Annotated in this window: 22 protein-coding genes and 1 pseudogene; 5 read left to right on the top strand and 18 right to left on the bottom strand. The window is 65.2% G+C overall.

Going from position 1 to position 26,036, the window contains the following annotated elements; translation table 11 throughout:
* Positions 1-716 (top strand): S1C family serine protease (locus DVDV_RS02710; protein WP_139311487.1); only part of this gene is annotated, 716 nt, incomplete at its 5' end.
* Positions 717-939: 223 nt separating this feature from the next.
* Here DVDV_RS02710 and DVDV_RS02705 read toward each other — a convergent pair.
* The 10 genes and pseudogenes from DVDV_RS02705 to DVDV_RS02660 all read right to left on the bottom strand — a co-directional run bounded on the left by DVDV_RS02705 (position 940) and on the right by DVDV_RS02660 (position 12,778).
* Positions 940-2,423: pseudogene (locus tag DVDV_RS02705) on the bottom strand (outer membrane homotrimeric porin).
* Between the two features lie 250 nt (positions 2,424-2,673).
* Positions 2,674-4,152 carry an outer membrane homotrimeric porin gene (locus tag DVDV_RS02700; RefSeq protein ID WP_075353186.1) on the bottom strand — a complete coding sequence of 493 codons (1,479 nt, stop codon included), beginning with the start codon at positions 4,150-4,152 and terminating at the stop codon, positions 2,674-2,676.
* 267 nt (positions 4,153-4,419) lie between these two features.
* Complete coding sequence (locus DVDV_RS02695) at positions 4,420-5,871, bottom strand: outer membrane homotrimeric porin (RefSeq protein WP_075353185.1); 1,452 nt, start codon at positions 5,869-5,871, stop codon at positions 4,420-4,422.
* A 312-nt stretch (positions 5,872-6,183) separates the two neighbouring features.
* Positions 6,184-7,890, bottom strand: a complete 1,707-nt coding sequence (gene recJ / locus DVDV_RS02690; protein WP_075353184.1) for a single-stranded-DNA-specific exonuclease RecJ — start codon at positions 7,888-7,890, stop codon at positions 6,184-6,186.
* 122 nt (positions 7,891-8,012) lie between these two features.
* Positions 8,013-8,933, bottom strand: coding sequence for a tetratricopeptide repeat protein (locus DVDV_RS02685; RefSeq protein ID WP_075353183.1), 921 nt, complete (start codon positions 8,931-8,933; stop codon positions 8,013-8,015).
* A gap of 109 nt (positions 8,934-9,042) precedes the next feature.
* Positions 9,043-9,675, bottom strand: a complete 633-nt coding sequence (gene gmk / locus DVDV_RS02680) for a guanylate kinase (RefSeq protein WP_075353182.1) — start codon at positions 9,673-9,675, stop codon at positions 9,043-9,045.
* The gene (locus DVDV_RS02675) at positions 9,665-9,925 is read right to left on the bottom strand and encodes a DUF370 domain-containing protein (RefSeq protein WP_075353181.1); all 261 of its coding nucleotides are present in this window, start codon (positions 9,923-9,925) and stop codon (positions 9,665-9,667) included. The genes gmk and DVDV_RS02675 overlap by 11 nt, the downstream gene beginning before the upstream one ends.
* Before the next feature lie 101 nt (positions 9,926-10,026).
* Positions 10,027-10,908: a YicC/YloC family endoribonuclease gene (locus DVDV_RS02670; protein ID WP_075353180.1), complete on the bottom strand. Its 882-nt coding sequence runs from the start codon at positions 10,906-10,908 to the stop codon at positions 10,027-10,029.
* The gene (locus DVDV_RS02665) at positions 10,893-11,474 is read right to left on the bottom strand and encodes a DUF4416 family protein (RefSeq protein WP_075353179.1); all 582 of its coding nucleotides are present in this window, start codon (positions 11,472-11,474) and stop codon (positions 10,893-10,895) included. Before DVDV_RS02665 ends, DVDV_RS02670 begins: the two co-directional genes overlap by 16 nt.
* Entirely contained in the window at positions 11,471-12,778 is a 1,308-nt protein-coding gene (locus tag DVDV_RS02660) for a radical SAM protein (protein WP_075353178.1), read from the bottom strand. Before DVDV_RS02660 ends, DVDV_RS02665 begins: the two co-directional genes overlap by 4 nt.
* A gap of 74 nt (positions 12,779-12,852) precedes the next feature.
* Here DVDV_RS02660 and DVDV_RS02655 point away from each other — a divergent pair, with 74 nt between their 5' ends.
* The 3 genes from DVDV_RS02655 to DVDV_RS02645 all read left to right on the top strand — a co-directional run bounded on the left by DVDV_RS02655 (position 12,853) and on the right by DVDV_RS02645 (position 14,667).
* Positions 12,853-13,041: a hypothetical protein gene (locus DVDV_RS02655; RefSeq protein ID WP_075353177.1), complete on the top strand. Its 189-nt coding sequence runs from the start codon at positions 12,853-12,855 to the stop codon at positions 13,039-13,041.
* Between the two features lie 145 nt (positions 13,042-13,186).
* Positions 13,187-13,915 (top strand): EAL domain-containing protein, encoded by a 729-nt coding sequence (locus DVDV_RS02650; protein ID WP_075353190.1) that lies wholly within the window; start codon positions 13,187-13,189, stop codon positions 13,913-13,915.
* Positions 13,916-14,262: 347 nt separating this feature from the next.
* Positions 14,263-14,667, top strand: coding sequence for a MucR family transcriptional regulator (locus DVDV_RS02645; protein WP_075353176.1), 405 nt, complete (start codon positions 14,263-14,265; stop codon positions 14,665-14,667).
* On the opposite strand, the gene DVDV_RS02640 is transcribed toward DVDV_RS02645, so the two are convergent.
* Positions 14,657-16,582 carry an NAD+ synthase gene (locus DVDV_RS02640; RefSeq protein WP_083634566.1) on the bottom strand — a complete coding sequence of 642 codons (1,926 nt, stop codon included), beginning with the start codon at positions 16,580-16,582 and terminating at the stop codon, positions 14,657-14,659. The two genes, DVDV_RS02645 and DVDV_RS02640, sit on opposite strands and share 11 nt — an antisense overlap.
* Before the next feature lie 313 nt (positions 16,583-16,895).
* Between DVDV_RS02640 and DVDV_RS02635 the strand changes: the two genes are divergently transcribed.
* Positions 16,896-19,211 (top strand): tetratricopeptide repeat protein, encoded by a 2,316-nt coding sequence (locus DVDV_RS02635; protein ID WP_254845205.1) that lies wholly within the window; start codon positions 16,896-16,898, stop codon positions 19,209-19,211.
* Between the two features lie 223 nt (positions 19,212-19,434).
* Here the strand turns inward: DVDV_RS02635 and DVDV_RS02630 are convergent, their stop codons facing one another.
* From DVDV_RS02630 to DVDV_RS02600, 7 genes are all read right to left on the bottom strand, one after another.
* Complete coding sequence (locus DVDV_RS02630) at positions 19,435-20,802, bottom strand: FAD-binding oxidoreductase (protein WP_254845204.1); 1,368 nt, start codon at positions 20,800-20,802, stop codon at positions 19,435-19,437.
* Positions 20,799-21,500, bottom strand: a complete 702-nt coding sequence (locus DVDV_RS02625; RefSeq protein ID WP_075353175.1) for an amino acid ABC transporter permease — start codon at positions 21,498-21,500, stop codon at positions 20,799-20,801. Before DVDV_RS02625 ends, DVDV_RS02630 begins: the two co-directional genes overlap by 4 nt.
* Positions 21,501-21,518: 18 nt before the next feature.
* On the bottom strand, positions 21,519-22,307 hold the full coding sequence (locus DVDV_RS02620; RefSeq protein ID WP_075353174.1) for an amino acid ABC transporter ATP-binding protein: 789 nt from the start codon (positions 22,305-22,307) through the stop codon (positions 21,519-21,521).
* 1 nt (position 22,308) lies between these two features.
* A complete protein-coding gene (locus DVDV_RS02615) occupies positions 22,309-23,022 on the bottom strand; it encodes an amino acid ABC transporter permease (RefSeq protein WP_075353173.1) in 714 nt (237 codons plus the stop codon).
* 75 nt (positions 23,023-23,097) lie between these two features.
* The gene (locus DVDV_RS02610) at positions 23,098-23,850 is read right to left on the bottom strand and encodes an ABC transporter substrate-binding protein (protein ID WP_075353172.1); all 753 of its coding nucleotides are present in this window, start codon (positions 23,848-23,850) and stop codon (positions 23,098-23,100) included.
* A gap of 301 nt (positions 23,851-24,151) precedes the next feature.
* Positions 24,152-25,081, bottom strand: coding sequence for a diguanylate cyclase (locus DVDV_RS02605; protein WP_075353171.1), 930 nt, complete (start codon positions 25,079-25,081; stop codon positions 24,152-24,154).
* Between the two features lie 45 nt (positions 25,082-25,126).
* Positions 25,127-26,035: a DMT family transporter gene (locus tag DVDV_RS02600; RefSeq protein ID WP_075353170.1), complete on the bottom strand. Its 909-nt coding sequence runs from the start codon at positions 26,033-26,035 to the stop codon at positions 25,127-25,129.
* Position 26,036: the final 1 nt, after the last annotated feature.

The raw sequence follows: 26,036 nt of genomic DNA, 5'->3' as shown, positions 1-26,036 counted from the left end.
GAGCTGCCGCCGGCCAGGCCCAGTCCCTGCGGGCCGGGAGCGGCAAGGCCAAAGAACCTTCTCCCCCCCCGCTGCCGCCCGGTCAGGTGCGCACCGGGACCGGTTTTGTGGTGAGCCGCCTGGGCCATGTCCTGACCAATGCCCACGTGGCCTCGGGCTGCACCCGGATTGTGGCCATGGTCGATGGGCAGGCCGTGGCCGGAACGGTGCTGCGCCTTGATGCCGCCCATGATCTGGCCCTGCTCAAGCTGGCCGTGGCCCCGTCCCGGGTCCTGTCCTTTCGCGAAGGCAGCCAACTGCCGCCGGGGACGCCGGTCTATGCCGCCGGCTATCCCGGTGATCGGGCCAAAACCGGGGAGCTTCGCATCACCTCCGGGCAGACCCGGGAACTGGCTGCGGGTGCGGGCGTTCCCGGTGATGTGGCCATCAGTGCCGAGGTGCTTCCCGGCAACAGCGGCGGACCGCTGCTCGATGCCGGCGGTCGGGTGGCCGGCGTGGTGCGGGCCAGACGCGATACCGAGGCCGTTCGCGGGCAGGTGGGCGGGGGCATGGCCGAGGTGGGCTTTGCCGTGCCCGTAACCGAGGTCAAAGCTTTCCTGTCCCGGGGGCAGGTTCCGATTCTGACCGCGCCGGGCGGCCGCAGCCTGGACAGTGCCGGCCTGTTGCAGGAGCTCTCGGGCACGGTCTTGCCGCTCGTGTGCAAACCGGGCCGGTAACTTCCCGCCGAGAGGGTGGCGACGGTGCCGGCTTTTGCGCCACGCGGCCATGAACACCCGCAAATCCCTCGTAGCGCTTCCAAACGCGGGCCTGTTCGGCCAAGGTCGGTGGGCTGTGCGGCTGCGGCAGCCGGCGGCGTAACCGTCGCGGCCTGTCCGGCGACATAAAAAAAGCCGGGACCCGAAGGTCCCGGCTTGCGCCATTGATTTCCGGAGAACCGATTTAGAACTTGTAGGTCAGGCCGAAAGCGACCTTCCAGGAGTCGCCTTCGCGGGACTTCTCGGCCAGGCGGTGACCCCAGACGCTGGACTGGAATTCACCGTGGGCCCAGCCAGTCTCCATGACGGCGGCCAAGTTCTCATAGATCATGTACTTGTTGTCGAAGTTCACGCCCATGGCGTACTCGTTCATGGTCAGGTCGCGACCCATCACGAAGTAGGGGTTGCTGCCCATCAGCGCGTTGAGGTTGCGGATGGCCTTGGCCGAGTTGTTGCCATGCAGGTAGGTGAAGGTCAGGCGATGGGTCAGCTTCTCGATGAAGGTGATGTTGTCAAGAGAAGCGCCCAGGCCGTAAGCACCAATCGGGTTCATACCCATGTTGGAGTTCTTGGCCAGTTCCTGCGAATCGTCGAACAGGAAGCTGTTGCCCGGTCCCCAGTTGGGGCGGACCTGGGGCATACGCTCGGAACCGTTGCGGGTGGAGCCGTCTTCGCCGGTGGACCACCAGCCGAAGACCTTCGGGGTCAGCACGTCCCAGCCGGTGTACTCGATGCCGGCATCGATGAACCAGCCCTGGCGCTTGCTCTTCTTGCGATCGGACATGGCGCCGCGCCGTAGATCACGTCAGCGTAGAACTTGACGGGATCAAGAGCGGTCACCTCGAAGGAGGAACCAGCCCACCAGTAGACGTTCTGGTCGTTCTTCCACAGGGCCGGGGTGACGAGGGAACCAGCGGAGATCAGGTTCTCAGCAAAGGACTGCGAACCGAAGGTCGAACCGCCGGTGGTGAAGTAACCGGCGTTCTTGCCGGCCACGACAACCGTTCCCCAGGGGGTGGCCTTGAAGCCGTCCAGGGTGATGGGCAGGGCCAGGAAGTAGGCGTCGAGTTCGTCAGCCACCTGGGTGGTGGTGGTGTCGTAGGTGCGGTTGGTGTCAACCAGACGGCCAAAGCCGGCGATGACGCCCAGGGTCTTGTCGATGATCGGGGCATTGACGGTCAGGGCCGCGATACGATCGCCGCCGAAGACCGGGTTGCCGTAGAACATCTTGCTGATCGGCAGATCAACGTCCTGCAGACCGGCGGTCACTTCGATGTTGTCACAGCCAGGCAGCTTGAACTGCAGGTAAGCCTGGTAGACAGCAATGGAGACTTCCGGGTTGGCGGCGGTCAGGGTGCCATGACCCCAGGTGTCTTCAACCTTCATGCCCAGGCGGAACTTCACGGCCTCGTTGGCCACGAAGTCGGTGCGCAGGCGGAAGCGTTCCCAAATCTCGAAACGATCTTCGGTCTTTCTGCCGGCGCCGGTGTACGTCGGGGTGTTCGACGTCCAGGCGGCGTTGTTCCAGCCGGTGAAGTTGTGGTCAGCAAAGAAGACGCCGTAGATACGGGCGTCACCGGTCATCTTCACCTCGGTGGCCGCCTGGGCGCTGGCGAAGGCGCCAAGGGCGAACACCGCGACGAGGGCGATGGTCAGAATACGTTTCATGATACCTTCCTCCAAAAGAGAGTGGTTCGAAGCCGGAAATCGCTGGCGCTTGGCCGGGGAGGGCGAGTCCCCTGCCACACGATTCGGTTGTAAAGCGGGACTGGAGAATTGGCAAGAAGCTAACGGGTCTTTTTTATACAAAGGTAAAAAAAATTTTACCAGGGAGGACATGGCTGGGAAGGAAAAAAAAGGCCGGGTTCCTGGAGGAACCCGGCCTTGCAGAAGACCTTACGCGTAACGTGTCAGATTGTTAGAACTTGTAGACCAGACCGGCGGCGAGCTTCCAGGCATCGCCTTCGCGGGACTTGGCAGCCAGGCGATGGCCCCAGACGCTGGTCTGGAACTGGCCGTGGGCCCAGCCGGTTTCCATGACGGCCGACAGGTTCTCATAGATCTGGTAGGTGGTGTCGATGTTGGCACCCATGACGTACTCATTGGTGGTCAGGTCGCGACCCATGGTGAAGTAGGGGTTGCTGCCCATGAGCGCGTTGAGGCCACGAATGGCGTTGGGCGAGTTGTTGCCGCGCAGGTACACGAAGGTCACGCGCTGGCTCAGCTTCTCGATGAAGCTGATGTTGTTGAGCGAAGCGCCGATACCGTAGGAGCCGATGGGGTTGACGCCCATGTTGCCCTGCTTGAGCAGTTCCTGGGAATCGTCGAACAGGAAGCTGTTGCCCGGGCCCCAGTTGGACAGGATCGAAGGCATACGCTCGGAACCGTTGCGGTTGGAGCTGTCTTCGCCGGTGGACCACCAGCCGAAGACCTGCGGAGTAAGGACATCCCAGCCGGTGTACTCGACGCCGGCGTCGATGAACCAGCCACTGCGCTGGTCCTTTTTGCGATCACCCTGGTTGCCGGCGCCGTAGATCACGTCAGCATACAGCTTGATGGGGTCAAGAGCGGTCACTTCGAAGGTGCCGCCGGCCCACCAGTAAGCATTCTGGGCGTTGCGCATGCCGGTCGGGGTCAGGAAGGTGCCGGCGGACAGCAGGCTGTCAGCAAAGCTCGAGTTGGGGCCGTAGGAACCGGCGGTGAAGTAGTTGGCATCGCGTCCGGCAACACCCAGGGCGCCCCAGGGGGTGACCTTGAAGCCTTCCAGGGTGATGGGCAGCGTCAGGAAATAGACGTCGAACTCATCAGCCACCTGGGTGGTGGTGGTGTCGTAGGTGCGGTTCTTGTCGAGCATGCGGGCGAAGCCGGCGGTGACGGCCAGGGTGTCCGGGATCAGCGGGGAGCTGACGACCAGGGCGGCAGCGCGGTCGCCGCCGAACACCACGGAGTCGGTGAAGAAGGCGGTCTGGGGCAGGGAAAGGTCCTGCAGACCGGCGGTCACTTCAATGTCGCAGCCAGGCAGCTTGAACTGCAGGAAGGCCTGGTAGACTTCGATGGAGACAGCCGGGTTGGCAGCCGTAAAGGTGCCATGGCCCCAGGTGTCCTGGACCTTGATGCCCAGACGGAACTTCACGGCCTCGTTGGCCACGAAGTCGGTGCGCAGGCGGAAGCGTTCCCAGATCTGGAAGCGGTCTTCGGTCTGGGTGCCGGCGCCGGTGTAGCCACCGTTGTTGTTGTCCCAGCTGCCGGTGCTCCAGCCAGTGAAGTTCTGGTTGGCATTGAAGGTGCCGTAGACGAAGGCGTCGCCGGTCATCTTCACCTCGGTGGCCGCCTGGGCGCTGGCGAAAGCGCCAAGGGCGAACACCGCGACAAGGGCGATGGTCAAAATACGTTTCATGATTCCTTCCTCCAAAAAAATGGTTCGTCGCCGGAAATCCCCGGCACATGGGCAGCGAGGGCTAATCGCCTGCCACGCCACTCGCTTGTAAAGCGGGACCGGAAAATTGGCAATATGGTGACGGGGCCTTTTTATACAAAAGTAAAAATTTTTTTACCAGGATTCCCCGGGTGGCGCCCATCCGACAAATCAGTGAGTAGGCAAAAAAACCGGGCCCCCGAAGGGACCCGGCCTGGTGTCGGATGACATGCTGCGCCGCGACAGAGACTAGAACTTGTAGGTCAGGCCGAAAGCAACCTTGTAGGCATCGCCTTCGCGGGCCTTGCTGGCCAGACGATGACCCCAGACGCTGGACTGGAAGTCGCCGTGGGCCCAGCCGGTCTCCATGACAGCGGCCAGATTCTCGTAGATCATGTACTTGGTGTCGAAGTTGACCGAGAGGAGGGACTCCTCGGTGGTCAGGTCACGACCCATGGTGTAGTACGGGTTGCTGCCCAGCAGCAGGTTCATCTTGCGGATGGCCCCGGGCTGGTTGTTGCCGCGCATGTAGGTGAAGGTCAGGATGTGGGACAGCTTTTCGATAAACGAGATGTTGTTAAGCGATGCGCCAAGGCCCCAGGCACCGACCGGGTTGGCGCCCATGTTGGATTCCTTGCCGAGCTCCTGCGAATCGTCGAACAGGAAGCTGTTGCCCGGACCCCAGTTGGGGAGGATCTGCGGCAGACGCTCGGAACCGTTGCGGACCGAACCGTCTTCGCCGGTGGACCACCAGCCGAAGACCTGCGGGGTCAGCACGTCCCAACCGGTGTACTCGGCACCGAGGTCCACGAACCAGCCCTGGCGCTTGGAGGCTTTGCGATCCGAGTTGGCGCCGGCGCCGTAGATCACATCGGCATAGAACTTGACGGGATCAAGAGCGGTCACCTCGAAGGTGGAACCAGCCCACCAGTAGGTGTTCTGGGCGTTGCTCAGGCCGTTTAAGACAGCACCGGCAGACAGCAGGTAGTCGGCGGAACCGGCGTTGAAGTAGCCGGCGTTCTTGCCGGCCACAGCCACGGCGCCCCAGGGCGTGGCCTTGAAGCCATCGAGGGTGATGGGCAGGGCCAGGAAGTACAGGTCCAGCTCGTCGTCGACCTGGGTGGTGGTGGTGTCGTAGGTGCGGTTGGTGTCGAGCATCCGGGAGTAGCCGGCGATCACGGACAGGGTGTCCTTGACCAGCGGGGCGGTCACCACCAGGGCGGCGGCGCGGTCTCCGCCAAACACCACGGAGTCGGTGAAGAAGGCGTTGGCCGGCAGGGACAGGTCCTGCAGACCGGCGGACACTTCGATATCGCAATCCGGCAGCTTGAACTGCAGGAAGGCCTGGTACACCTTGATGGAGGTGGTGGGGTTGGCGGCGGTCAGGGTGCCATGTCCCCAGGTGTCTTCCACGAGGATGCCCAGACGGAACTTGACGGCCTCGTTGGCCACGAAGTCGGAACGCAGACGGAAACGTTCCCAGATCTGGAAACGGTCTTCGGTCTGGGTGCCGGCGCTGCTGTAGGCGCCGTTGTTGTCATCCCAGCTGGCGGTGTTCCAGCCGGTGAAGTTGTGATTGGCAAAGAACACGCCATAGATACGGGCGTCGCCGGTCATCTTCACTTCCGTGGCAGCCTGGGCCACTCCGGCCAGGCTCAGAACCAGTGCGGCCATAAAGGCCCAAGCAGTCATGCGCTTCATAAAAACCTTCCTCCTAAATGTTCACAGGCGCGTGAGGCATCCGACGCCGCCGGCGAGTGGCGTCCCGCTGGCTTGGCCTTTCAATAATGTAATAAATTACAATTTAGCAATAGAAAAATGTGGCGTTTTTGTACACCAGTCAAATTTTTTTTACGCGGCAGGAATGGGGAGGAATAGGTGAACCAAACGAAAACAATGACGGTTTTCGTTCAAGGCAGGCCGCCCGACCTGAAACGACGGTGACAGGTCGGGCGGCCTGCCTTCAAGGCGAGACACTGCGGGCGCGGCCGGGCATCCCGGGGACGGGACGACTCAGGCGTCCGGCCCGGCCAGGTCGCGAAGACGCAGTTCGATCTCCGGGACGCCGGAAAAATAGGTTATTTTAGGCGAGTAGGCCACCCGGACAGTGGTTCCGGCCATGTCCTGGCCGATGTCCCGGGCCATGCGCCAGGCCTTGCCCTTAAACGTCACGCCGGCGGTCTGGTCGCGCAGGGTCAGGGCCACGTGGTTTTCCCCAAAGGTCCGCCTGGACTGCACCGCAACCGGCGGCGAGGCAAAGACCGGTTCGGGATTGCCGCAGCCGTAGGGTTCAAGCAGCCCCAGCTCCCGGATGAGGGTGGCGGTCACCTCGCCAAAGGACAGTTCCCCGTCCAGGCGCAGGGACGGCTGGGGCACGGTATGGCCCAGGGCGCGGGCTGCGGCCGCATCGAAGCGTTCGGTCACCAGCGGCAGGTTGTCCGGGACCAGGGACAGGCCGGCGGCCTGCTTGTGCCCGCCAAAGGTGCGCAGGCTGTCGGCGATTTCCTCCAGCAGGCCGTGCAGATCGCATTCGGGAATGGAACGGCCGGAGCCTTTGAGCAGGCCCTTGGCCGGGTCATGGGTGAGAATGAGCGTTGGCCGGTAGCGCCGCTCGGCCACCCGGGAGGCCACGATGCCGATGACGCCCTGGTGCCAGTGGGGGGCGAAAAGGGTCAGGCCAAAGCGCCCCGGCGCAGCCTCGGCCTGGGCCATGGCCTCGGCCAGGATGGCATCCTCCTCGGCCCGGCGGCGGGTGTTCTCGGCGTCGAGATCGGCAGCCAGGGGCCGGGCGGTCTCCAGGTCCGGGGCCAGGAGCAGGTCCAGGGCGGCGTCCGGGCGGCCCATGCGGCCGGCGGCGTTGATGCGCGGGGCCAGCCCGAAGGTCACCTGGGACGCGCCCAGGTTGGCCTTGGGATTGTGTCCGCTGACTTCCTTCAAGGCATGGATGCCGGGCCGGCGGGCTTCGCCCAGAAGGAGCAGGCCGTTTTTGGCCAGGATGCGGTTGGGGCCGCGAAGCGGCACCACATCGGCCAGGGTGCCCATGGCCACCAGATCGAGCAGCCGGCGGATGTCGCTTGGCTCGCCCGGAAGCAGCCGATTGAGCGCTGCTGCCAGGAAAAAGGCCACGCCGACGCCGGCCAGATCGGTCCCCGGCCCGTCGGCCAGCTTGGGATCGACCACGGCGTCGGCCGGCGGCAGTTCGGGACCGGGCAGGTGGTGGTCGGTGACGATGACGCAAAGGCCCAGTTCTTTGGCCCGGGCCACCTCGGCCACCGAGGTGATGCCGCAGTCCACGGTGATGAGCACCCCGGCCCCGGCTGCGGCCAGTTCCTCGATGCCGGCGATGTTGAGCCCGTAGCCTTCCTCGGCCCGCACCGGCAGCCGCCACAGGGGGCTCACCCCGTGTTCGCGCAGGAAATCAACGAGCAGGGCCGTGCCGGTGATGCCGTCCACGTCGTAATCACCCCAGATGGCCACGGTGCGGCCCCTGGCGATTTGTTGGGCCAGCAGGCCGGCGGCGGCGTCCAGGCCCGGGATTTCGCCCGGGTGCATGAGGTGGCGCAGACCCGGCGAAAGATAGCGGTCCATGGCCTCGGGCGTGTCCAGGCCCCGGTTGGCCAGCAGGGCGGCGATGGCCGGAGAGATGCCCAGGGTGTCGGCCAGGGCGGCGGCCTGGGCCAGCGGCGGCCCGTCCAGGGGGAAAATCCATTTTTTGCGCACAAAAGCCTCCAGGGCAGACCGGGCAGACCCGGCGGCCTGGCAGGATGCCCCGGTGCGGCCGGCAAGGCAAGGTGTTCGGCAGGGGTCTTGGCGAGGTGGCGACCCGGATGGTCCGGACGAGGCTACAGGGTGTCGTCGCGGGCGACAAGGCCGGGCGTATCGGCGGCAGCTTCGGCCATGGCGGCATCTTCGGCCGGCGAGGCTTCGGCGGAGGGGGAGGATGCGGCGGGCAGATCGGCCTTGACCAGCCCCTTGGACACGAGAAATTCGGCAAACTTTCTGGCTTCGGGCTGGTCGGGATTGAGCGCCAGGGCCTTTTGCAGGTAGTCCATGGCCTGGGCATACTCCTTCTTGTCGAAATGCGCCCGGGCGATGTTGAACATGAGGTTGTCGTCGCGAACCGCCAGTTCTTCGGCCCGATTGTAGTATTCCAGGGCCTGGTCGGTCATCTTGTTCTTGCGCAGATTGATGCCGAATTCGTTAAACAGGTGCTTGTGGTCCTTGTCAAAAGCGGCATCCAGGCGGACCAGCCGCTGGAAGATATCGTCGGCCTTGTTGGCTTCGCCCCGTTCGAGATAGGTCAGCCCCAGGCCGAAATTGGCCCGGATGTTGTCCTCGTCCACGGCCAGGGCCTGGCCGAATTCCAGCTCGGCGCTAAACGACTCGCCCTTTTCCCGGTGGCGCTCGCCTTTTTGGATGACCATGTTCAGTTCGCGAAGGCGCGGATAGACCGTGGAGACGTAGAATTCCGGTTCCGGGGAAAACTTTTCCAGCAACTCGTCCAGCGAAATGTTCCGTTTGGGACCGGACGGCACGTAATTTTTGTTGAGCGGCTGGATTTCCAGGACGTGCTTGTCGTCTTCTTCCACAAACCAATACATCTTCTGGATGGTGCGGCGGGTGGTGGTGCCGGTGCCGACCTTTTGGATGGCCTGGGTGGAAAAGATGCCCTTGATGCGCTCCCGGGGCTTGCCCGCAGGTGAAGCAGCATCCTTGCGGCCGGCTGGAGGGCTGGTCGGGGCGTCGTGATTGTTTTGATTCATGGCTTCCGGGCGGTTTTATAACCTGTTTCGGCCGAATTACCAGGGAAAGGGGAATGCGGTCAACGGCCCGTGCCAGCACCGACTATCGCAGGGGATACACGTCCCGGGACTAGATGGCGGCCTCCCACTGGGACAGCAGGTCGCGCAGAAAGTCGGGATGGCAGCGCGGCCGGCGTCTTTCCGCGATATAGACGGCCCGCAGATCGTCATAGGCGACGTCGAGTGCGGCATTTTCCACCCAGTAATCGAAAAGGGGGGCGTCGGCCAGTTCGGCCTGGGCCGCAGCCAGCCGCCGGGCCACCACTTCCGGGGAATCCGTGCCCCGCCCGGACAGGCGGCGGTAGAGCTCGGTCCGCGAGGGCGGCAAAATAAAGATGTAGGCCCCGTCCCGGCCCAGGCTCTGGCGCAGCTGGGCCGCGCCCTGGACATCCACGTCAAAGAGCACGTCGCGTCCTTCGGCCAGGGCGCAGTGCACGGGCTCAAGCGGCGTGCCGTAGAAATTGCCGTGGACCTCGGCCCATTCGGCCAGCTTGCCGGCCTCGCGCCAGGCGAGAAATTCCTCCCGGGACAGGAAGTGGTAGTCGACTCCCGGGCGCTCGCCCGGACGCGGGGTCCGGGTGGTGGCCGACACCGAAAAGGAGATGGCCGGAAATTCGGCGCACAGTTTTTTGATCAGGGTGGACTTGCCGGCCCCGGACGGGGCGCAGATGACCAGAAACATTCCCAAACGTCTAGCCGGCATGGTCTTCCTCCTGGGCTTCGAACCGGGTGCCCAGGGTTTCGGCCTGGATACCCGACAAAATGATATGATTGGAGTCGGTGATGATGATCGAGCGGGTTTTGCGGCCCTGGGTGGCGTCGATGAGCCGCTTGTCGGCGCGGGCCTCTTCACGCAGGCGACGCATGGGCGAGGAGGCCGGGTTGACGATGGCTGTGACCCGGGCCGCGGCGACGAAATTGCCGAAACCGATGTTGAGAAGGCCGGAGGCCATGGCGTCACCTTGCCCTTGGCTGACGGATCAAACGGAGCGGGCGCGCCGGGCGCGCCCGCTTGAGCATACAGGAAACCGGGCCGATGAAAAGACCGGCCGGGCTATTCGAGGTTTTGCACCTGCTCCCGGCATTTTTCCAACTCGGCCTTGAAATCCACCACCAGCCGGCTGATGTCGAGATTTTGCGCCTTGTTGCCGCAGGTATTGATCTCGCGGAAGGCTTCCTGGATCAGGAAGTCGAGCTTCTTGCCGATTTCGCCGCCTTCGCGAAGGAGTCCCTCAAGCCGGGCGATGTGGCCGCAAAGGCGGGTCATCTCTTCGGACACATCGAGCTTGTCGGCCAGAATGGCGGTCTCCTGGAGGAGGCGGTCCTGGGTCGGCTCGTGGCCGACCTTTTCCAGCAGGGCGGTGATGCGGGTGACGAGCTGCTCGGTGCGCTCGGCCACAATCGCCGGCGCGCCGGCCTCGATGGCCGCCTGCCAGTCCTTGAGCCGGGCCAGCCGGGTGAGCAGGTCGTCGGCCAGGGCGCGGCCTTCGCGGGACCGGGCGTCGTTGAAATCGATCAGGGCCTGGCGCAGCCCCTCGGCCAGGGTGGCGAAGAGATCGGGATCGGGGTCCACGGCGTCTTCCTGCCACAGATGGGAAATGGCCAGCATCCGGTTGAGGTCCGGGGTATAGGGCACGCCCCGCTCGGCGGCAAAGGCGGTGAGTTCGTCGAGCATGGCCCCGGCCAGGCCGGTGTTCAGGGTCGCCTTCCACATGTCCACCCGTTTGGGGGAAAATTCCAGATGGATTTCCAGGCGTCCCCGGGCCACGGCCTCGCGCACCACGCGCTCCAGGGCCGCTTCGCTGGGCCGCAGAAAGAGCGGCAACCGCCATTTGAGGTCGAGAAAACGGCTGTTGACGGCGCGCACTTCCCAGACCTGGGTGAAGGCGTCGGACTCAAGGCGGCTTTTGCCGTATCCGGTCATGCTTTTGGGCATGGGGGCTCCTTTTGGGGGGACGGTGTGTGGACGGCGCGTTCGCGCAGATCCCGGCGGTAGCGGCAGCGGATGTCGGTCAGGCGCGCCAGCATGTCCGGCGCGGCATAGTCGGGAAACGTCCAGGGCAGGGTTTGCCAGGAGCCGGCCTGAAAGACAAGGGTCAAGTCGCCGAAGATGCCGTCCCCGAGATAGATGCGGTGGGTGAAATTCTTGCCCGTGGCCAGGACGAAGCGTTCGCAGGTCAGGAGCCCCGGGTCGAGATTGACCCGGCGGCGGCCGTCCGGGCGGGTAAGCTGGTCCTCCAGGGCATTGGTCGCCTGCTTGGCCCCTCCGAGCGCCTCCTGGGGGACAAGTCCGGCAAAACACAACAGCCGGCGCACCAGCGGCACGCCAAGCTCGTCATTATAATAGGCCGTGTGGATAAAAGGCATGGCCGGATAGGCGATTTCCACCGGGCCGAAGCGCTCGGCCAGACCGGCCAGGACCGGCTGCCAGCACTGGTCCAGCCCGGCAGACAGGACCGAGACGACCAGCTTGGCCGGCAGCGGCGCATGGGGCCGGCTCATCTCCGCTCCCCGGCCGCCGGAACAACCGTCAGGCATTCCCCGTCGATGCCGACCGGCCGCACCGCCACAAGCGCACCAAGGGGCGCATCCGGCGCAGTGGCAAAACGGCAGTCCACGTAAGCCTCGCAGGTCCCGGCCGCCGGCGCAGTGCGCTCAATGGCCACGGTCAGCTGCGGCGCTGCGGCAAGTTCGCCCAGGAACGCGGCGCTCTTGGCTGCGGCAATGGCGCGAAGGGCCTTGGCCCGTTCGGTCTTGGCCTCCTTGCCCACCTGGCCGGCCATGGCGGCGGCCGGCGTGCCCGGACGGCGGGAATAGGGAAAGACGTGGGCGTAGGTGATGGGCATGGCGGCCAGGAAGGCGGCGGTGGCGGCACAGGCGGCTTCGGATTCCCCGGGAAAGCCGGTGAGGATATCCAGGCCCAGGGCCGGGCGATTCCATTTCATACGCATCTTGTCCACAAAAGAGGACACGGCCGCGGCATCGCCCGGCCGGCGGCGCATGGCGGTCAGGGTTTCCGGGTCGGCGCTTTGCAGGGAAATGTGCAGATGGGGGCAGACGCTGCGGCTGGCGGCCAGGACGTCCAGGCCTTCCTCCGTCAGCATGGCCGGGTCGAGGGACCCCAGGCGCAGGCGGAAACAATTGCCGTGGCTGGCGGTGAGATCTGTTTCCAGGGCAGCCACAAGCTGCCAGAAGGTCATGGCCGGGGACAGGTCCGGGCCGAAATGGCCGAGATTGATGCCGGTCAGCCCCAGTTCGTGGTGGCCGGCGGCCAGCAGGCGCCGGGCTTCGGCCACGATGTCCGGGTAGGGGCGGGAGACCGATGCGCCCCGGGCGCTGGGGACGATGCAATAGGAGCAGCCGTGGGAGCAGCCGTCCTGAATTTTGACCAAGGCCCTGGCCCGGTCGTAGCCGGTGACGGCCAGGGCCGGGAACAGGCCGGCCGGGCGGGGGCTTGGCGAGGCGGCTTCGGCCGGGGCCCGGGCCAGAAGGCCCTTGTCCGGGACCGGGACGGCGCCCAGGTCGGCAAAGGCGCGCGGGCTGACCACAGCGGCGCAGCCGGTGACCACCACCCGGACTCCCGGACGGGCCTGGCGGACGAGGTTTCGGGTCAGGCGCCGGCCTTCGGCTTCGGCCCGGGCGGTCACGGCGCAGGACAACAACACGACGAGATCGGCCTCGGCAACGTCGGCCGCCGGGGCATAGCCCCTGGCGGCAAAGGCTTCGGCCAGGGCCCTGGCCTCGTATTGGTTGACCTTGCAGCCAAGGGTGGCCAGCCAGAAGCGATGTTTGGCGGATTGCGGCATGGGGGCGGCATAGCAAAGGGCGGTCGGGAGGTCTACGGGCGCGGTTTCGGAACGCAGGTTGCTAGGAGTCCTTTATGGGGAAAAAACTGCCCCGGGAGGCGGACATGCAAAAGCGCATCATTTTATTTTTCGACATTGTGGCGCTGACGGGATTTGGGGCCTACATGGCCATGACCATCTGGCGACTGCCTGATGAATTGCGCGGCCGCCTGCTGACCACCTCGCTGTCGATTCTGGCCCGGCTGACCACGGGCACAGGCTGAGCTGTCCTTTTTTCAGGATTAATTGCCTCAACTCAGGAGCCTGTCCTGGAAAGAGGATAGGCCGGTTTTGGTATCTGTCCCAAAAACCAGATAAATCGAATTGGACTGGTTCTTGAAAAGGATGCCCATCACTTGGATGGAGCATATGGCGCATACCTTTTCGCGAACCCAGTCGGGCAGACCTGTCCCCTATGCTTCCGCCTGCAGCGCAACTGCCGGTCGGGGGCCAATCTATTTTCGGGCTCTGGTGGACCTGGGCAACGGCGGCGTGGCCGGCATCGAGGCCGCCCGCAACAGGCAGGCCCGGCTTGACCCGGTGTCCTTCCTGGCCGGCACGGCGTTGCCTTCCCTCCAAACCCCGGGCCACGATGTCCTGGGAGCCTGGGGCAGCGAAGTCCGGGAACCGGCCGCCTATCTGGTCCGGGGCGATCTGACCACTTCGGCTGCCGGCCTTGGCGCATCCTTCGGGGTCAAGACCGGCCGCGTCATCATCATGTACGATGTTGCAGCCCTTTTGGTCGACCCGGCCCGGGCCATCGACACCCTGGTCGCGGCCAAGCGCGGGGGAGCCCGGGTGCTGCTCGACAATTTCGACATGGACAATCCGCCGGCCCGGTTCATGGAAGTGCTGCCGGCCGATATGTTGCGGGTCGATCCGAGGCAGATGCCCTGGCATTGGGATGGTGCCAAACGCCAGGAAGCCATGGCCTCACTGGTGCAATTTGCCGACAACCTCCTGATGGATGTTGCAGTGGAAGGTGTACAAAGCATCGGGCACAGACGAGAACTCAAGCAACTCGGCGTCCGCTACGCCCAAGGCAGCTGGCGGCGCGATACTTCCGGTCTTGTTCCTGATCCGGATATTCAAGTCTAGCGCTCGGGATTTCCCCCGTTTCCTTTGTTGACGGGGGTGCGGCCTGGTGAAAGAATCTCGTTGCCCTCGGATCCTTTCACCAGGTTGCCTTTGTGTCGCACGAGATGTTGCTTGCGAGGGTGTTCGCCCTTTCTGGCCCTTCATCGTCTGCTTATGAATTGACTTTTTGGGTGCGCAAAGTCGGCGCGCAGCCTGTTGCGGAGGCTTGCAGCAACAGGCTGGACTGGCCCTTATGCGTTTCAAATCATATCGAAATATTGTTCTTGCATAACCACCCTGGCCGATGTAGGATTTGAAATGATTGTGGGTCTTGCATTATGAGACCACAAAGCAAGCGAGGAGTACCCATGGATGATTTTTTGAGAGAAGCGTTGGAAATCGTTAAAGCGCAAGCTAGCGTTCGCAATATGTCCGAGGATGAAATCACCTCCATGGTGCGTCGGCTGGCCGATGATATTCGCGGCTTCGTCGCCACCGGCTCGGTTGGGCCTGTTGTCGAGGAACCGGCGGCCACACCGGCTGTTGATCCCAAAAAGGCCGTGCGCGAGCGCAGCATCATCTGCCTCGAGTCAGGCAAGGCCTTTAAGATCCTGACCAAGAAGCATCTTTCCAAATTCGGCCTGACTCCCGAGACCTACCGCGAGAAGTGGGGCTATCCCAAGAAAATGCCCCTGGTCTGCAAGGAGTTGCAGCGGGAACGCCGCAAGAAGATGAAGGAAATGAAGCTTTGGGAACGGCGCATTAAAAAATAGTGCATCCCGTGCCGATAACGCCAAACGCCCGGACAGGTTTTCCTGTCCGGGCGTTTGGCGTTGTGGTCCGGAGGCAATTTTTCGGGGACAGGCCTCCGGCCCTTGGGAGCCACGGCAGTCGGCCGCCGCAAGGCTTCGTCCTTAATTTTTTTGTATCCGTCCCGGCCGGACCGCGCTCGGGGGCGTAGCGGTTGACGATGGGCAGCCGCCAGTCCTTGCCAAAGGCGCGCGGGGTGATTTTCGGTCCCGGCGGACTCTGGCGGCGCTTGTATTCGTTACGGTCCACCAGCCGCGTCACCCGGTCCACCACCGCCGTATCCAGGCCGCGGGCCACCATGGCCGTGGGCGACAGGCCAAGCTCCACATAGGCCCGCAAGACCGGATCAAGGACGTCGTATTCCGGCAGCGAATCCGAATCCTTTTGGTTTGGCCGCAGTTCCGCGGTGGGCGGTTTGACCAGCACGCGTTCGGGGATGAGGTCCGTGCCGGCCTGGGCGTTGCGCCAGCGGGAGACGGCATAGACCAGGGTCTTGGGCACGTCTTTTATGACGGCGTAGCCGCCGGCCGTGTCGCCGTAGAGGGTGGAGTAGCCCACGCCCACTTCCGACTTGTTGCCCGTGGTCAGCACCAGCCGGCCGAATTTGTTGGAAAGGGCCATTAAAAGGGTGCCGCGGATGCGCGGCTGCAGGTTCTCTTCGGTGACGTCAAAGGGACGGTCGCCAAAAAGCGGGGCCAGGGCCTGGAGAAACGCCTGGAAAATCGGTTCGATGACCACGGTCTTGCATGCGATGCCCAGGCGCGCGGCCAGGGCCTCGGCGTCTTCCAGGCTGTCATCGGAGGAAAACCGGGTGGGCATGGCCACGCCCAGCACGTTTTGCGGGCCAAGGGCGTCGGCGGCGATGACCGCGGTCAGGGAGGAATCGATGCCCCCGGAAAGGCCCAGGGTCACCCCGGAAAACCCGGATTTGCGCACATAGTCCCGGGTGGCCACGACCAGGGCGCGGTAGACTTCTTCGAGCGGGTCGAGACAGGGGGCGATGGCCGGTCCGACAGGCGCGGGCCGGGGCGCGGCCGCCCGGTCCGGCAGTCCCGGCAGGACGACCCGGGCCGGGCAGCAGGCCGGGAGGAGCGGCTCCCATTTGCGGCAGCGCGGGTCCAGGAGGCGTTGCCGGGTGGGCTGGTCGATGTCGAGGTCGCATACGACCAGATCCTCGGCAAACTGGTGCCCGCGGGCCAGGAGGACGCCGTCCGGGCCAAAGACCAGACTCTGGCCGTCAAAGACCAGTTCGTCCTGGCCGCCGACAAGATTGACATAGGCCACAAAGGCCCCGTTGTCGGCCGCCCGGGTGGCCAGCATCCGCGTGCGGGCCGCACCTTTGTCCATGTGGTAGGGCGAGGCGGAGATGTTGATGAGCAGTCTTGCCCCGCCATGTTTGGCCTGTTCCGTGGGCGGGCCGTCTGGGTACCAGATGTCCTCGCAAACGCTCACTCCGAAGACAAAGCCGGCCCGGTCGAACACCGTGGTGCCCCGGCCCGTGGCAAAATAGCGGTTCTCGTCAAAGACGCCGTAGTTGGGCAGGAAGCGTTTGGCCGCCACCCCGGCGATGGTCCCGTCGTGGGCGATGATGGCGGCATTGACCAGATCGCCGTCGAGCCAGGGGCAGCCGAAAATGACGGTAAGGCCCAGGCTGGCCCGGACGATGTCCTGGGCGGCGGCCATGCAGGCGGCCACAAAATCGGGCTTGAGCAGCAGATCTTCCGGTGGATAGCCTGAAACGGCCATCTCCGGGAAAACAACGATATCGGCCCCGGCGGCCCTGGCCGCCTCGAGTCGGGCCAGGAGGGCGGCGGCGTTGCCGCCGACATCGCCCACCGTGGGATTGATCTGGCCAAGGGCCAAGCGCAACGCGGCCATTTCCGGCCTCCTTGTCAGGCAAGTTCCGGGAATCCTTAGCCCGTCTTGGCCCGGTCGGCAACCGCCGGAGGATGCCTCCCTGCTGTCCTCCGCCGGCAGGGAGCGCAGGTTTTGCCCTGCGCCCCCTTGGTCCCGGCCGCAAAATAGGTTACGGTTGCAGGAAAATCAGGTTTCACGTCCGTAGCGGCAGCACAGGCTCCGGGCGCAGCATTCGACCAGGCAGCGGCGAAGTGGGCAGGGCGTATCCCAGGCAACACGCAACCGGGCGGGGTGGATGATGCAGGCGGGCAGGACCCAGGCGGCACGGGGACAGTTGAGCCAGACCGAAAAACAGGATGTCGCGGCCCTGTTTCAAAGCGGCCGGCTGGCGGAAATCATTGAACGGGCCACGCACCTGACGGCGCGCTATCCCGGTGACGCCTTTGGCTGGAGCGTGCTCAGTTCCGCCCTGCTCCGCCAGGGCCGAAGCGAGCAGGCCCTGCCGCCGCTTCGCCGGGCTCTCGATCTGTCGCCCCGCGAGGCAGGGCTACACAGCAACCTTGGATTGGCGCTGCTTGGCCTGGGGCGCACCGATGAGGCCATGATGAGCTTTACCCGCGCCCTGGAAATCAGTCCCGCCACCGTGTCTGCCCACAACCATCTCGCCAACGCCCTGGAGTCTGTCGGGCGGCTGGAAGAGGCGGCGGCCCAGTACGAAGCCTCCCTGGACGCTTCCCCGGACCAGCCCCACACCCTGTATAACCTGGCCAATACCCTCTATGCCCTGGGCCGGCCCGAGGAGGCTCTTGTCCGCTACCGGGCCGCCCTGGCCCTGTCCCCGGACTATGCCTATGCCCTGGCCAACTACGGCGTGGCCCTGGCTTCGCTTGGCCGCAGCGCCGAGGCCGAGGACTGCGCCAGACGGGCCTTGCGCCTTGCCCCGGAGATGGGCGAGGCCCGGATTCTTCTCATCAACTGCCTGCTCTTGCGCAACGATCCGGCCGGGGCCCTGGCTGTGGTCGAGGCCGCCCTCGACGCCGGGGAGTGCCCGGAGATGCGCCGGTTTTTTGTCGCCTGTCTGCGGGGATTGCCGGTGCCGCCTGAAGGCTCGGTGCGCCGGGGGCGCATCCTGCGCGCCCTGGCCGAACCCTGGGGCCGCAGCGCCGAGGTGGCGGCCGTCGTCGCCCCCATGCTCGAAGCCGATGTGGTGGTTGGCGGCTGTGTGGGCCGGGCGCTGGCTGCCTGGCCCGGCCGGCTGGATGCCACGTCCCTGTACGGCCCCACGGGGCTGGCCAGCGTGGCCGGGGATGCGCTTTTTGCTGCCCTGCTCGATGCCGCCCCCATTGCCTCGCCCGGGTTGGAACGCTTTCTCACCCTGGCCCGGGCCGTGCTGCTGGACGCCGCTGTCCAGGCCGGCCCAGCCGTGGCGGACAGCGGCTGCAATGACCGCGAAACCGCCTTTTACGCGGCCCTGGCCCGGCAGTGCCGGATCAACGAATACGTCTTTGACGTCACCGCGGCCGAAGCGGCCGGTGTGGCCGAATTGACGGCGCGGCTGGCCGAGGCCCTGGACCGGGACCTGCCTGTGCCGGCCTTGTGGCTGGTGGCCGTGGCCGCCTTTGTCCCGCTCCACAGCCTGCCCCAGGCCGAGCGCCTGCTGGCCCGGTCCTGGCCCGAGCCGGTTGCCCTGGTCCTGACGCAGCAGCTTGTCAGGCATGCCGAGGAGCAGCGGCTTCGCGGCAGCATTCGCCAACTGACCCCCATCGAGGACGAGGTGTCGCGGCTGGTGCGCCGGCAATACGAGGAAAACCCCTATCCGCGCTGGGTGCGCCCGGCCCCGGTCGGCGCGGCCGTGACCCTGGCCGCCCATCTGCGCGAGCGCTTTCCCCGGGCTGCCCTGGACAATGTGCCCGGCGGCCCGACGCTTGACGTGCTGATCGCCGGCTGCGGCACGGGCCAGCATTCCCTGGAAACGGCCCGGGTGTTTCAGGGGGCAAGCGTCCTGGCCGTTGACCTGAGCCTGACCAGCCTGTGCTATGCCCGGCGAAAGACCCGGGAGCTCGGCGTTGCCAACATCGAATACGCCCAGGCCGACCTGCTGCGCCTTGGCGAGCTTGGCCGGCGTTTTGATCTGGTCGAATCCTCGGGCGTGCTCCACCATCTGGCCGACCCGGCAGCAGGGTGGCGGGCGCTCGTGCCGCTGGTTCGCCCGGGCGGCATCATGCGTATCGGCCTCTACAGCCGCCTCGCCCGCCGGGGCATCGCCAAGGTGCGGGAGCTGATCGCGGCCCGGGGGCTCGACGGTTCGGCCAAGACCATCCGGGCCTTTCGCCAGGAGCTCCTCGACATGCCCTGGGAACCGAGCTGGGGCCGCTATCTGCTTGGGGATTTTTTCAGCGTCAGCGGCTGCCGCGACCTGCTTTTCCACGTGCAGGAACACTGCCTGAGCCTGCTTGAACTGAAGGGCTTTTGCCTGGAAAACGGCCTGGCCGTCCTTGGCATCGAAGTGGACCCGCCGGTCCTGGCCGCCTACCGGGCGCGCTTCCCGCAGGACCCGGCCGCCACCGACCTGTCCAACTGGCACGCATTCGAAGAGGATAACCCGGATACATTTTTGGAGATGTACCAGTTCTGGGTGCAGCGGGTGTGATGGGAAGGGAAGAAAGGGGGAATGCCTCCGGCGGCCGGGGGGATGATCCCCCGGACCCCTGCAAAGGGAGAAGTTTTTCAAGGAAGTTCTTGGCGTTCGCAGTTCGTCCGGTCGCTTACAGACCGGGGCAGCCGGCGCTTGGGCTTGACGGGAACCGCCGTTGCTCCGGGTGGTGCCAAGGGCAGGACGGGGAGGCAAGGGCGTTCGGGAGGAAAGGGGGTGGCTAGGGAAACACCTTGCCGGGATTCATGATGCCGGCCGGGTCGAACACGTCTTTGATGCCGCGCTGCAGGCTGATGGAACGCGGCGACAACTCCATGGACAGAAACGGGCGTTTGGCCAGTCCGATGCCGTGTTCGCCGGACATGGTGCCGCCAAGGTCGAGCACAACGCCGATGAGGTCGTGGGCCAGGGCGTGGGTGCGCTCCCGGCAGCCGGCCTCGCCGGTGATATTGACGTGGATATTGCCGTCGCCGGCGTGGCCGAAGGCGTAGACGGCCAGGGCATGGCGTCGGCCCAGTTCCGGCAGGGCGTCGATGAGGTCCGGGATGCGCGCGATGGGCACGGCCACGTCCTCGGACAGGTAGACCGGGGCGCTTTCGTGGATGCGGCTGGAAATCTGGCGGCGGATGTCCCACAGGGCGTCGCGGCGGGCGGCGTCGGCAGCCGGCAGGATGGCCAGCGCCCCCCGGTCGCGGCAGATGGATTCCATGCGCCCGATGTCCCGGGCCGCCTGATCCGGGTCGCCGTCGGCCTCAAGGAGCAGGAGGGCGGCTTCGCCGCCGGGCAGGGCAAAGGGCAGAAGTTCCTCGACAATGCCAAGACAGGCCCGGTCCATGAGCTCCAGGGCGCAGGGCGACACCCCGCCGGCCATGACCGCGGCAACAGTCCCGACAGCCGCCCGGGCATCGGTGAAAAGAGCGGCCACGGCCCGCACCTCGCGGGGGTGGGGGATGAGCTTGACCGTCAGTTCGGTGATGATGCCAAGGGTCCCTTCCGAGCCGACAAACAGGCTGGCCAGGTCATAGCCGACCACGCCCTTGCGGGTGGCCGTGCCGGTATGCACGATCTCGCCGTCAGGCAGGACGGCGGTCAGTCCCAGGACATAATCGCGGGTGACGCCGTACTTGACGCAGGCCGGGCCGCCGGCGTTGGTGGCGGCGTTGCCGCCGATGGTGCAGGTGGCATAGCTTGCCGGATCGGGCGGATAAAAAAGCCCGACGGCCGCTGCGGCGTCGCGCAGGGTCTTGGTCACCACGCCCGCTTCCACCACGGCGCACAGGTTGGCCGTGTCGATGGCCGTGATGCGGTTTAATCGGGAGAGATCCACCACCACACCGCCGGTTTCGGCCAGACAGCCGCCAACCAGCCCGGTGCCGGCCCCGCGCGGGGTGACGGAAAAGCCGTGGCGGCCGGCCAACTGCATAAGCCGGCTGGCGGCGGCGGCGTCTTCGGGAAAAAAAACAGCGTCAGGCGGCAAAAACAGGCCGGAATCGTCGGTTGCGGCAGCGGTCAGGGCCTCGGGCGCGGTCGTCAGTCCCGGGCCGAGTTCCCGGCCAAGCAGGTGCAGCAGCCCCGGGTCCAGGCTCATGACTGTTCGTCCCGTTTGACTTCAAAGCCCGGAATTTCCAGCTTTTTCTCCACGACCCGCAACACGAAGGCCGCCACGGTCACCAGGGCCAGATAATACAGCCCGACCACGACAAAGACCTCGGTATTGCGAAACGACGACTTGGCCAGACTGCGGCCCATGCCGGTCAGGTCGCTGACGGTGATGATGGAGGCCAGCGAGGAATACTTGATCAGGTAGACGATTTCGTTGCCGCAGCCCGGCAGTGCCCGACGAAAGGCTTGCGGCATGACGATGGAGCGGATGGTCTGAAAGGGCGTCATGCCCAGGGCCTGGGCGGCGCGCAACTGCCCGTGCTTGATCGAGAGCAGCCCGCCCCGGATGTACTCGGACTGGTACGCCCCGCTGCACAGGCCAAAGCCGACGATGGCGGCCCAGATGGGGGAGAGGACCAGGGAGACGCCGCCTATCGTGACGTAGGGCAGGGCAAAATACCAGAAATAGAGCTGCACCACGAGCGGCGTGCCGCGAAACAGCGAGACATAGCCGTCGCAGGCCCGGGCCAGGGGCCGTGGTCCGTAGACCCGGATGGCCCCGACCGAGACGCCGATGAAGACGCCCAGAAGCGAGGCCGGGATGATCATCAGGATGCTCGTCCACAGGCCCGCGTCCAGGGTCGGGATGATACGCTCGGCGGCGAAGGTGAAAAAACCGTCCATATGCTGCTGCGCCGTTCCTTACGCCCGGGGAGGAGGGGCGATCTCGCAGTGGCCGTCGCCGGCCAGTTCGCTGAGCTTGGCGCAAAACGACTGGGTGCGGCTGCCGGATTCCCGGGCGAGCAGCGTGGCCGGGGTGCCGCGTTCCACGATGCGGCCCTTTTCCATGAACAGGAATTCGTCGGCCAGCGAAGCTGAAAAGCTGATCTGGTGGGTGGCCATGACCATGGTCATACCCTCGTCGGCCAGGTCGCGGATGACGGTCAAGACCTCGCCGATCAATTCCGGGTCAAGGGCCGAGGTGGGTTCGTCCAAAAGCAGCACCTTGGGGTCCATGGCCAGGGCCCGGGCCACGGAGACGCGCTGTTTCTGCCCGCCGGAGAGCTGGGCCGGATAAAGCGAGGGCTTGTCGGCCAGTCCCACCCGGGCGAGTTCTTCCATGGCCCGGTTGGTGGCGGTGCGCTTGTCCAGGCCTTTGACCTTGATCAGGGCCACGCGCACATTGTCAAGAGCGCTCAAGTGGTCGAACAGATTGAAATCCTGAAAGATCATGCCGACCTGCTGGCGAAGCGCCAGGAGTTCCTTCTTGCTCTTGCCGTTGACCGGCACACCGTCCAGGGACACCGTGCCGGAGTCCGGGGGCGACAGGAAATTGATGCAGGACAGCAGCGTGGATTTGCCGGCGCCCGACGGGCCGATCAGGACCTTGAGCCGGCCTTTTTTGACCGAAAGCGAGACATCGTCGAGGATGCGCTGGCCGCCGATGGTCTTGACGATGTTCTCCAGGCGTAAAATGACCCGATCATCCATGCTACAGGCTTCCCTGGTGCGCGTATCCGGGGATGCGCACCTTGGCTTCGAGGCGTTTGAGGGCCTTGATGCCGGCCCAGGTGAGAAAGAAAAAGAGCGCCCCGGCCAACAGGGAAAGCGGCAGCGGCTGGTGGGTGGTGGCGGCCACGGACCGGGTGCGGGCCATGACTTCCAGCACGCCGATGGTAAAGGCCAGGGCCGAGTCCTTGAGTAAAATGGAATACTCGTTGGACCAGGCCGGGATGGCCAGCCGCAGGGCCTGCGGCAGCACGATGGAGCGGATGGCCACGGCGTCGCTCATGCCAAGGGCCTTGGCGGCCCGCAATTGTCCGGCCGGCAGGCTGTTCATGGCGCCGCGGAAAATCTGCGACTGGTAGGCGGCGCTGGTCAGGCCAAGGACGATGACGGCCGAAAGAAAGCCTGAGGAGAGCGGCAGAAAGGACAGGGCCGGCAGTTCGCTCAGGTAGGCCATGATGCCGAAATAAAAAAGATAGAGCTGGACCAGGATGGGCACGCCGCGAAAGAGCCAGACATAGCCGGCGACGAGTTTGCGCGAAAGCGGCCGGCCGTAGACATGGGCCACGGCCAGGGGCACGCCCAGGAGAAACCCGACGAACATGGCCCCGATGATGAGCCCGGCCGTCCACCACAGACCGCCGAGGATATACGGCAGGGCGTCCCAACTGGCCTGGGCGGCTTTGAAAAATCCTTCCATGAAAAACGTCCGGGGGGAGTCGCCCGGGTCCGGGCCGCCTGGGGCGGACCGGACCCGGCAACGTCGGGCAGTGGTTTACAGGCCGTACTTGGCCTTGAGCTCTCCCCAGTAGGGATCGGCCATGAGGAGTTTGAGGCCCTTGTTGACCTTGTCCTGGAACTCCTTGTCTTCCTTGCGCATGGCGTAGCCGTACTTCTCGGGGGCGGCGTCGAAGGTGCCGGCGACCTTGAAGCCCGGGGCATTCATGATTTCCTTGGCAATGGTGCTGTCCATGCCGGAACCGGCGATGCGGCCGATTTTCACGTCTTCCATGGACAGGTCGGTGGAGTCGTAGGGCACCAGCTCGAACTTGTAGCCGGGCTGGGTGACGAGGCCCTCAAGCAGCTTGGCGGTGACGGTGCCGCGCTGGATGCCGATCTTTTTGCCGGACTTGAGCAGATCGGCCAGGGGGGCGGTTTCCTTGTCGCCAACCACGAGCACCTGGGTGACTTCGTAGTAGGGGATGGAGAAGTCGACCTTCTCGGCGCGTTCGGCCGTGGCGCTCATGCCCGAGGCGATGATGTCGATTTTTTTGGCGAGCAGGGCCGGGATGATGCCGTCCCAGTCCATGGGCTGATGTTTGATTTTAAAGCCCATCTTCTTGGCGATCCAGTCCATGGACTCGACGTCAAAGCCGGTGGGTTTGCCGGCCTTGTCCACAAAGCCGAAGGGCGGAAAACCGAAGTCGATGCCGTTGACGTAGACTTTTTCCTCAGCCTGGGCCAAGCCGCCGAAGCACAGGACAAAGGCGGCCAGAGCAGCCAGAAGAAGGCCAAAACGTTTGCGCATGGGTCGCTCCCGGGGTTGAAGGTGGCAGTATCGGGCCATGGCCGTATCCGACGACGCCGGGAGGTCCGGCGCGCACTGGCGCATCAACGATTCGGAACCGAAAAGGACTAACAGACAAGCCCCCGGCGATCAAGGCCGATGGCGGCAGGGCTGGCGGATGGTCCGTAGGTGCGGCGGGCAGACCGGCGTGTCCGTGTCCGCCGTCCGGCCGGTGTTGCCGGGGTGACGGCCAAGAGGAATCCGGGCCGGCCGGGGCGGTCTGCCCGCCCTGCCGTGCCTTCCGGACGCCGCCCGGGCGGGGTCAGGAGAGTTGGATGCCGAGCACCCGGTTGCGACCGGCCTGCTTGGCTTCGTAGAGCTTGCGGTCGGCTAGGCACAGGAGCGCTTCCGGGGTGAAGGCCGGGGTGGGTACGATTGCGGCGGCACCGAGGGTGATGGTCAGCACCCTGGTTGGCGACTGGGCAACGCTGGAGCCTGCATGTTCGAGGCCAAGCGCCTCCACAGCGGCCCGCATGGTTTCGGCCAGATGCAGCGCGCCGCCGATGTCGGTATCCTCAAGCACCATGACGAATTCCTCGCCGCCAAAGCGCGCGGCCAGATCGCCCGGACGCTTGAGCGCGCCGGTCAGGGTGCGGGCCACGGCCTTTAAGCATTCGTCGCCGGCCATGTGGCCGTAGGTGTCGTTGTAGGCTTTGAAACAGTCGATGTCGGCCATGATCAGGGCCAGGGGCGTGGCGCCGCGCATCGACTGCCGCCAGGCCCGGCCGAGGCAGTCGTCAAAGCGGCGGCGGTTGGCGATGCCGGTCAGGCCGTCGCGCATGGACAGGGTTTCCAGCAGATCGCCCCGGCGCTTGAGCTCCACATGGGTGCGCACCCTGGCCTGGACAATGGGGACGCTGACCGGTTTTACGATGTAGTCCACGGCCCCGAGGGCCAGACCCATGGTCTCGTCGGACACGTCGCCCTTGGCTGTCAGAAAGATGATGGGGATATTGCGGGTGGCGGCCCTGGCCTTGAGCCGGCGGCAGACTTCGTAGCCATCCATGTCCGGCATGACGATATCGAGCAGGATCAGGTCCGGCGGGCTCTCATCCACCAACTGCAGCGCCTGGATGCCGCTGCTGGCTATGCGCACGTCAAATTCCGCGCGCAGCGTCTCGGTGAGGATGGCCAGATTGGACGGGGCGTCGTCAACGATGAGGACCGTTGCCGGGATTGTCTGCATTTCCATGACCGGGGACTCCACAGAGGGGGAGGATGGGCCTGCATTAGCCTCTCATCGGCCTGAAGGCAAGACGCGCCTCTCTGATGGCCGCCGGCGATTGGTCAGCCACACGCCCAAAAGCACCAGTAGGCCGCCCAGGGCCAGGGCCCGGGACAGGGGTTCGTCCAGCACAAGCCAGCCCAGGAACACGGCCACCACCGGCACGAGATTGATAAACACCCCGGCCTTGGTCGGCCCAAGGGCCTTGACCCCTTCGTAATACCAGGAAAACCCGAATCCCGTGGCCAGGATGCCGAAAAAGGCGATGAGCCCCCAGGCCACCGGGCCGGCATTGGCCACATCGCGCGAAAGGCCCATGAAAAGTGCCGGCGGCAACAGCATCAAAGCCCCCAGGATGCACGACCAGGTGACGGCGCTGTAGGGCGCTATGCGTTCCATGGCCTTCTTGCCGGCCAGGGTATAGGCGGCCCAGGCGGCCACGCAGCCGAAAATGCACAGGTCGCCCGAGGAAAGGCCCTTGGCCAGGAGGGCCAGCGGGTCGCCGCCGGAGACGATAAGCCCCACCCCGGCAAAGGACACGACGATGCCGGCGATTTTAAGCGGCGCAAAGGTTTCCCGAAAGAGCAGGCCGGAAAAAAGCGCCACCACCGACGGGATCGAGGCCACGATCAGCGCGGCCCGGCCGGCCGGGACCGTGCGCAGGCCGGCGAAAAAAAGCGCGTTGTAGGCGAAGATGCCGGTGGCCGCCAGGGTCAGAAGCCAGGGCAGGTCCTGTCTGGCCAGTCTGGGGAAGCGGCCTTCGATACGGGCGGTGAGGAAATAGAGAAAGACCGAGGCCAGGGCGAAACGCAAAAAGGCCGCGGAAAACGGTCCCATGTACGTGCCAAGCAGCCGTCCGGCCACCCAGGTGCCGCCCCACAGCACGGCCGAACCGACAAGCTTTGCGTAAATATGCGTCATG

Origin of the sequence: Desulfovibrio sp. DV (assembly GCF_001936595.1) — a bacterium.
In the GTDB taxonomy this organism is placed as follows: Bacteria; Desulfobacterota; Desulfovibrionia; order Desulfovibrionales; family Desulfovibrionaceae; genus Solidesulfovibrio.
The sequence above is the reverse complement of the archived record's forward strand: the minus strand, read 5'-3'. Positions and strand labels throughout refer to the sequence as shown.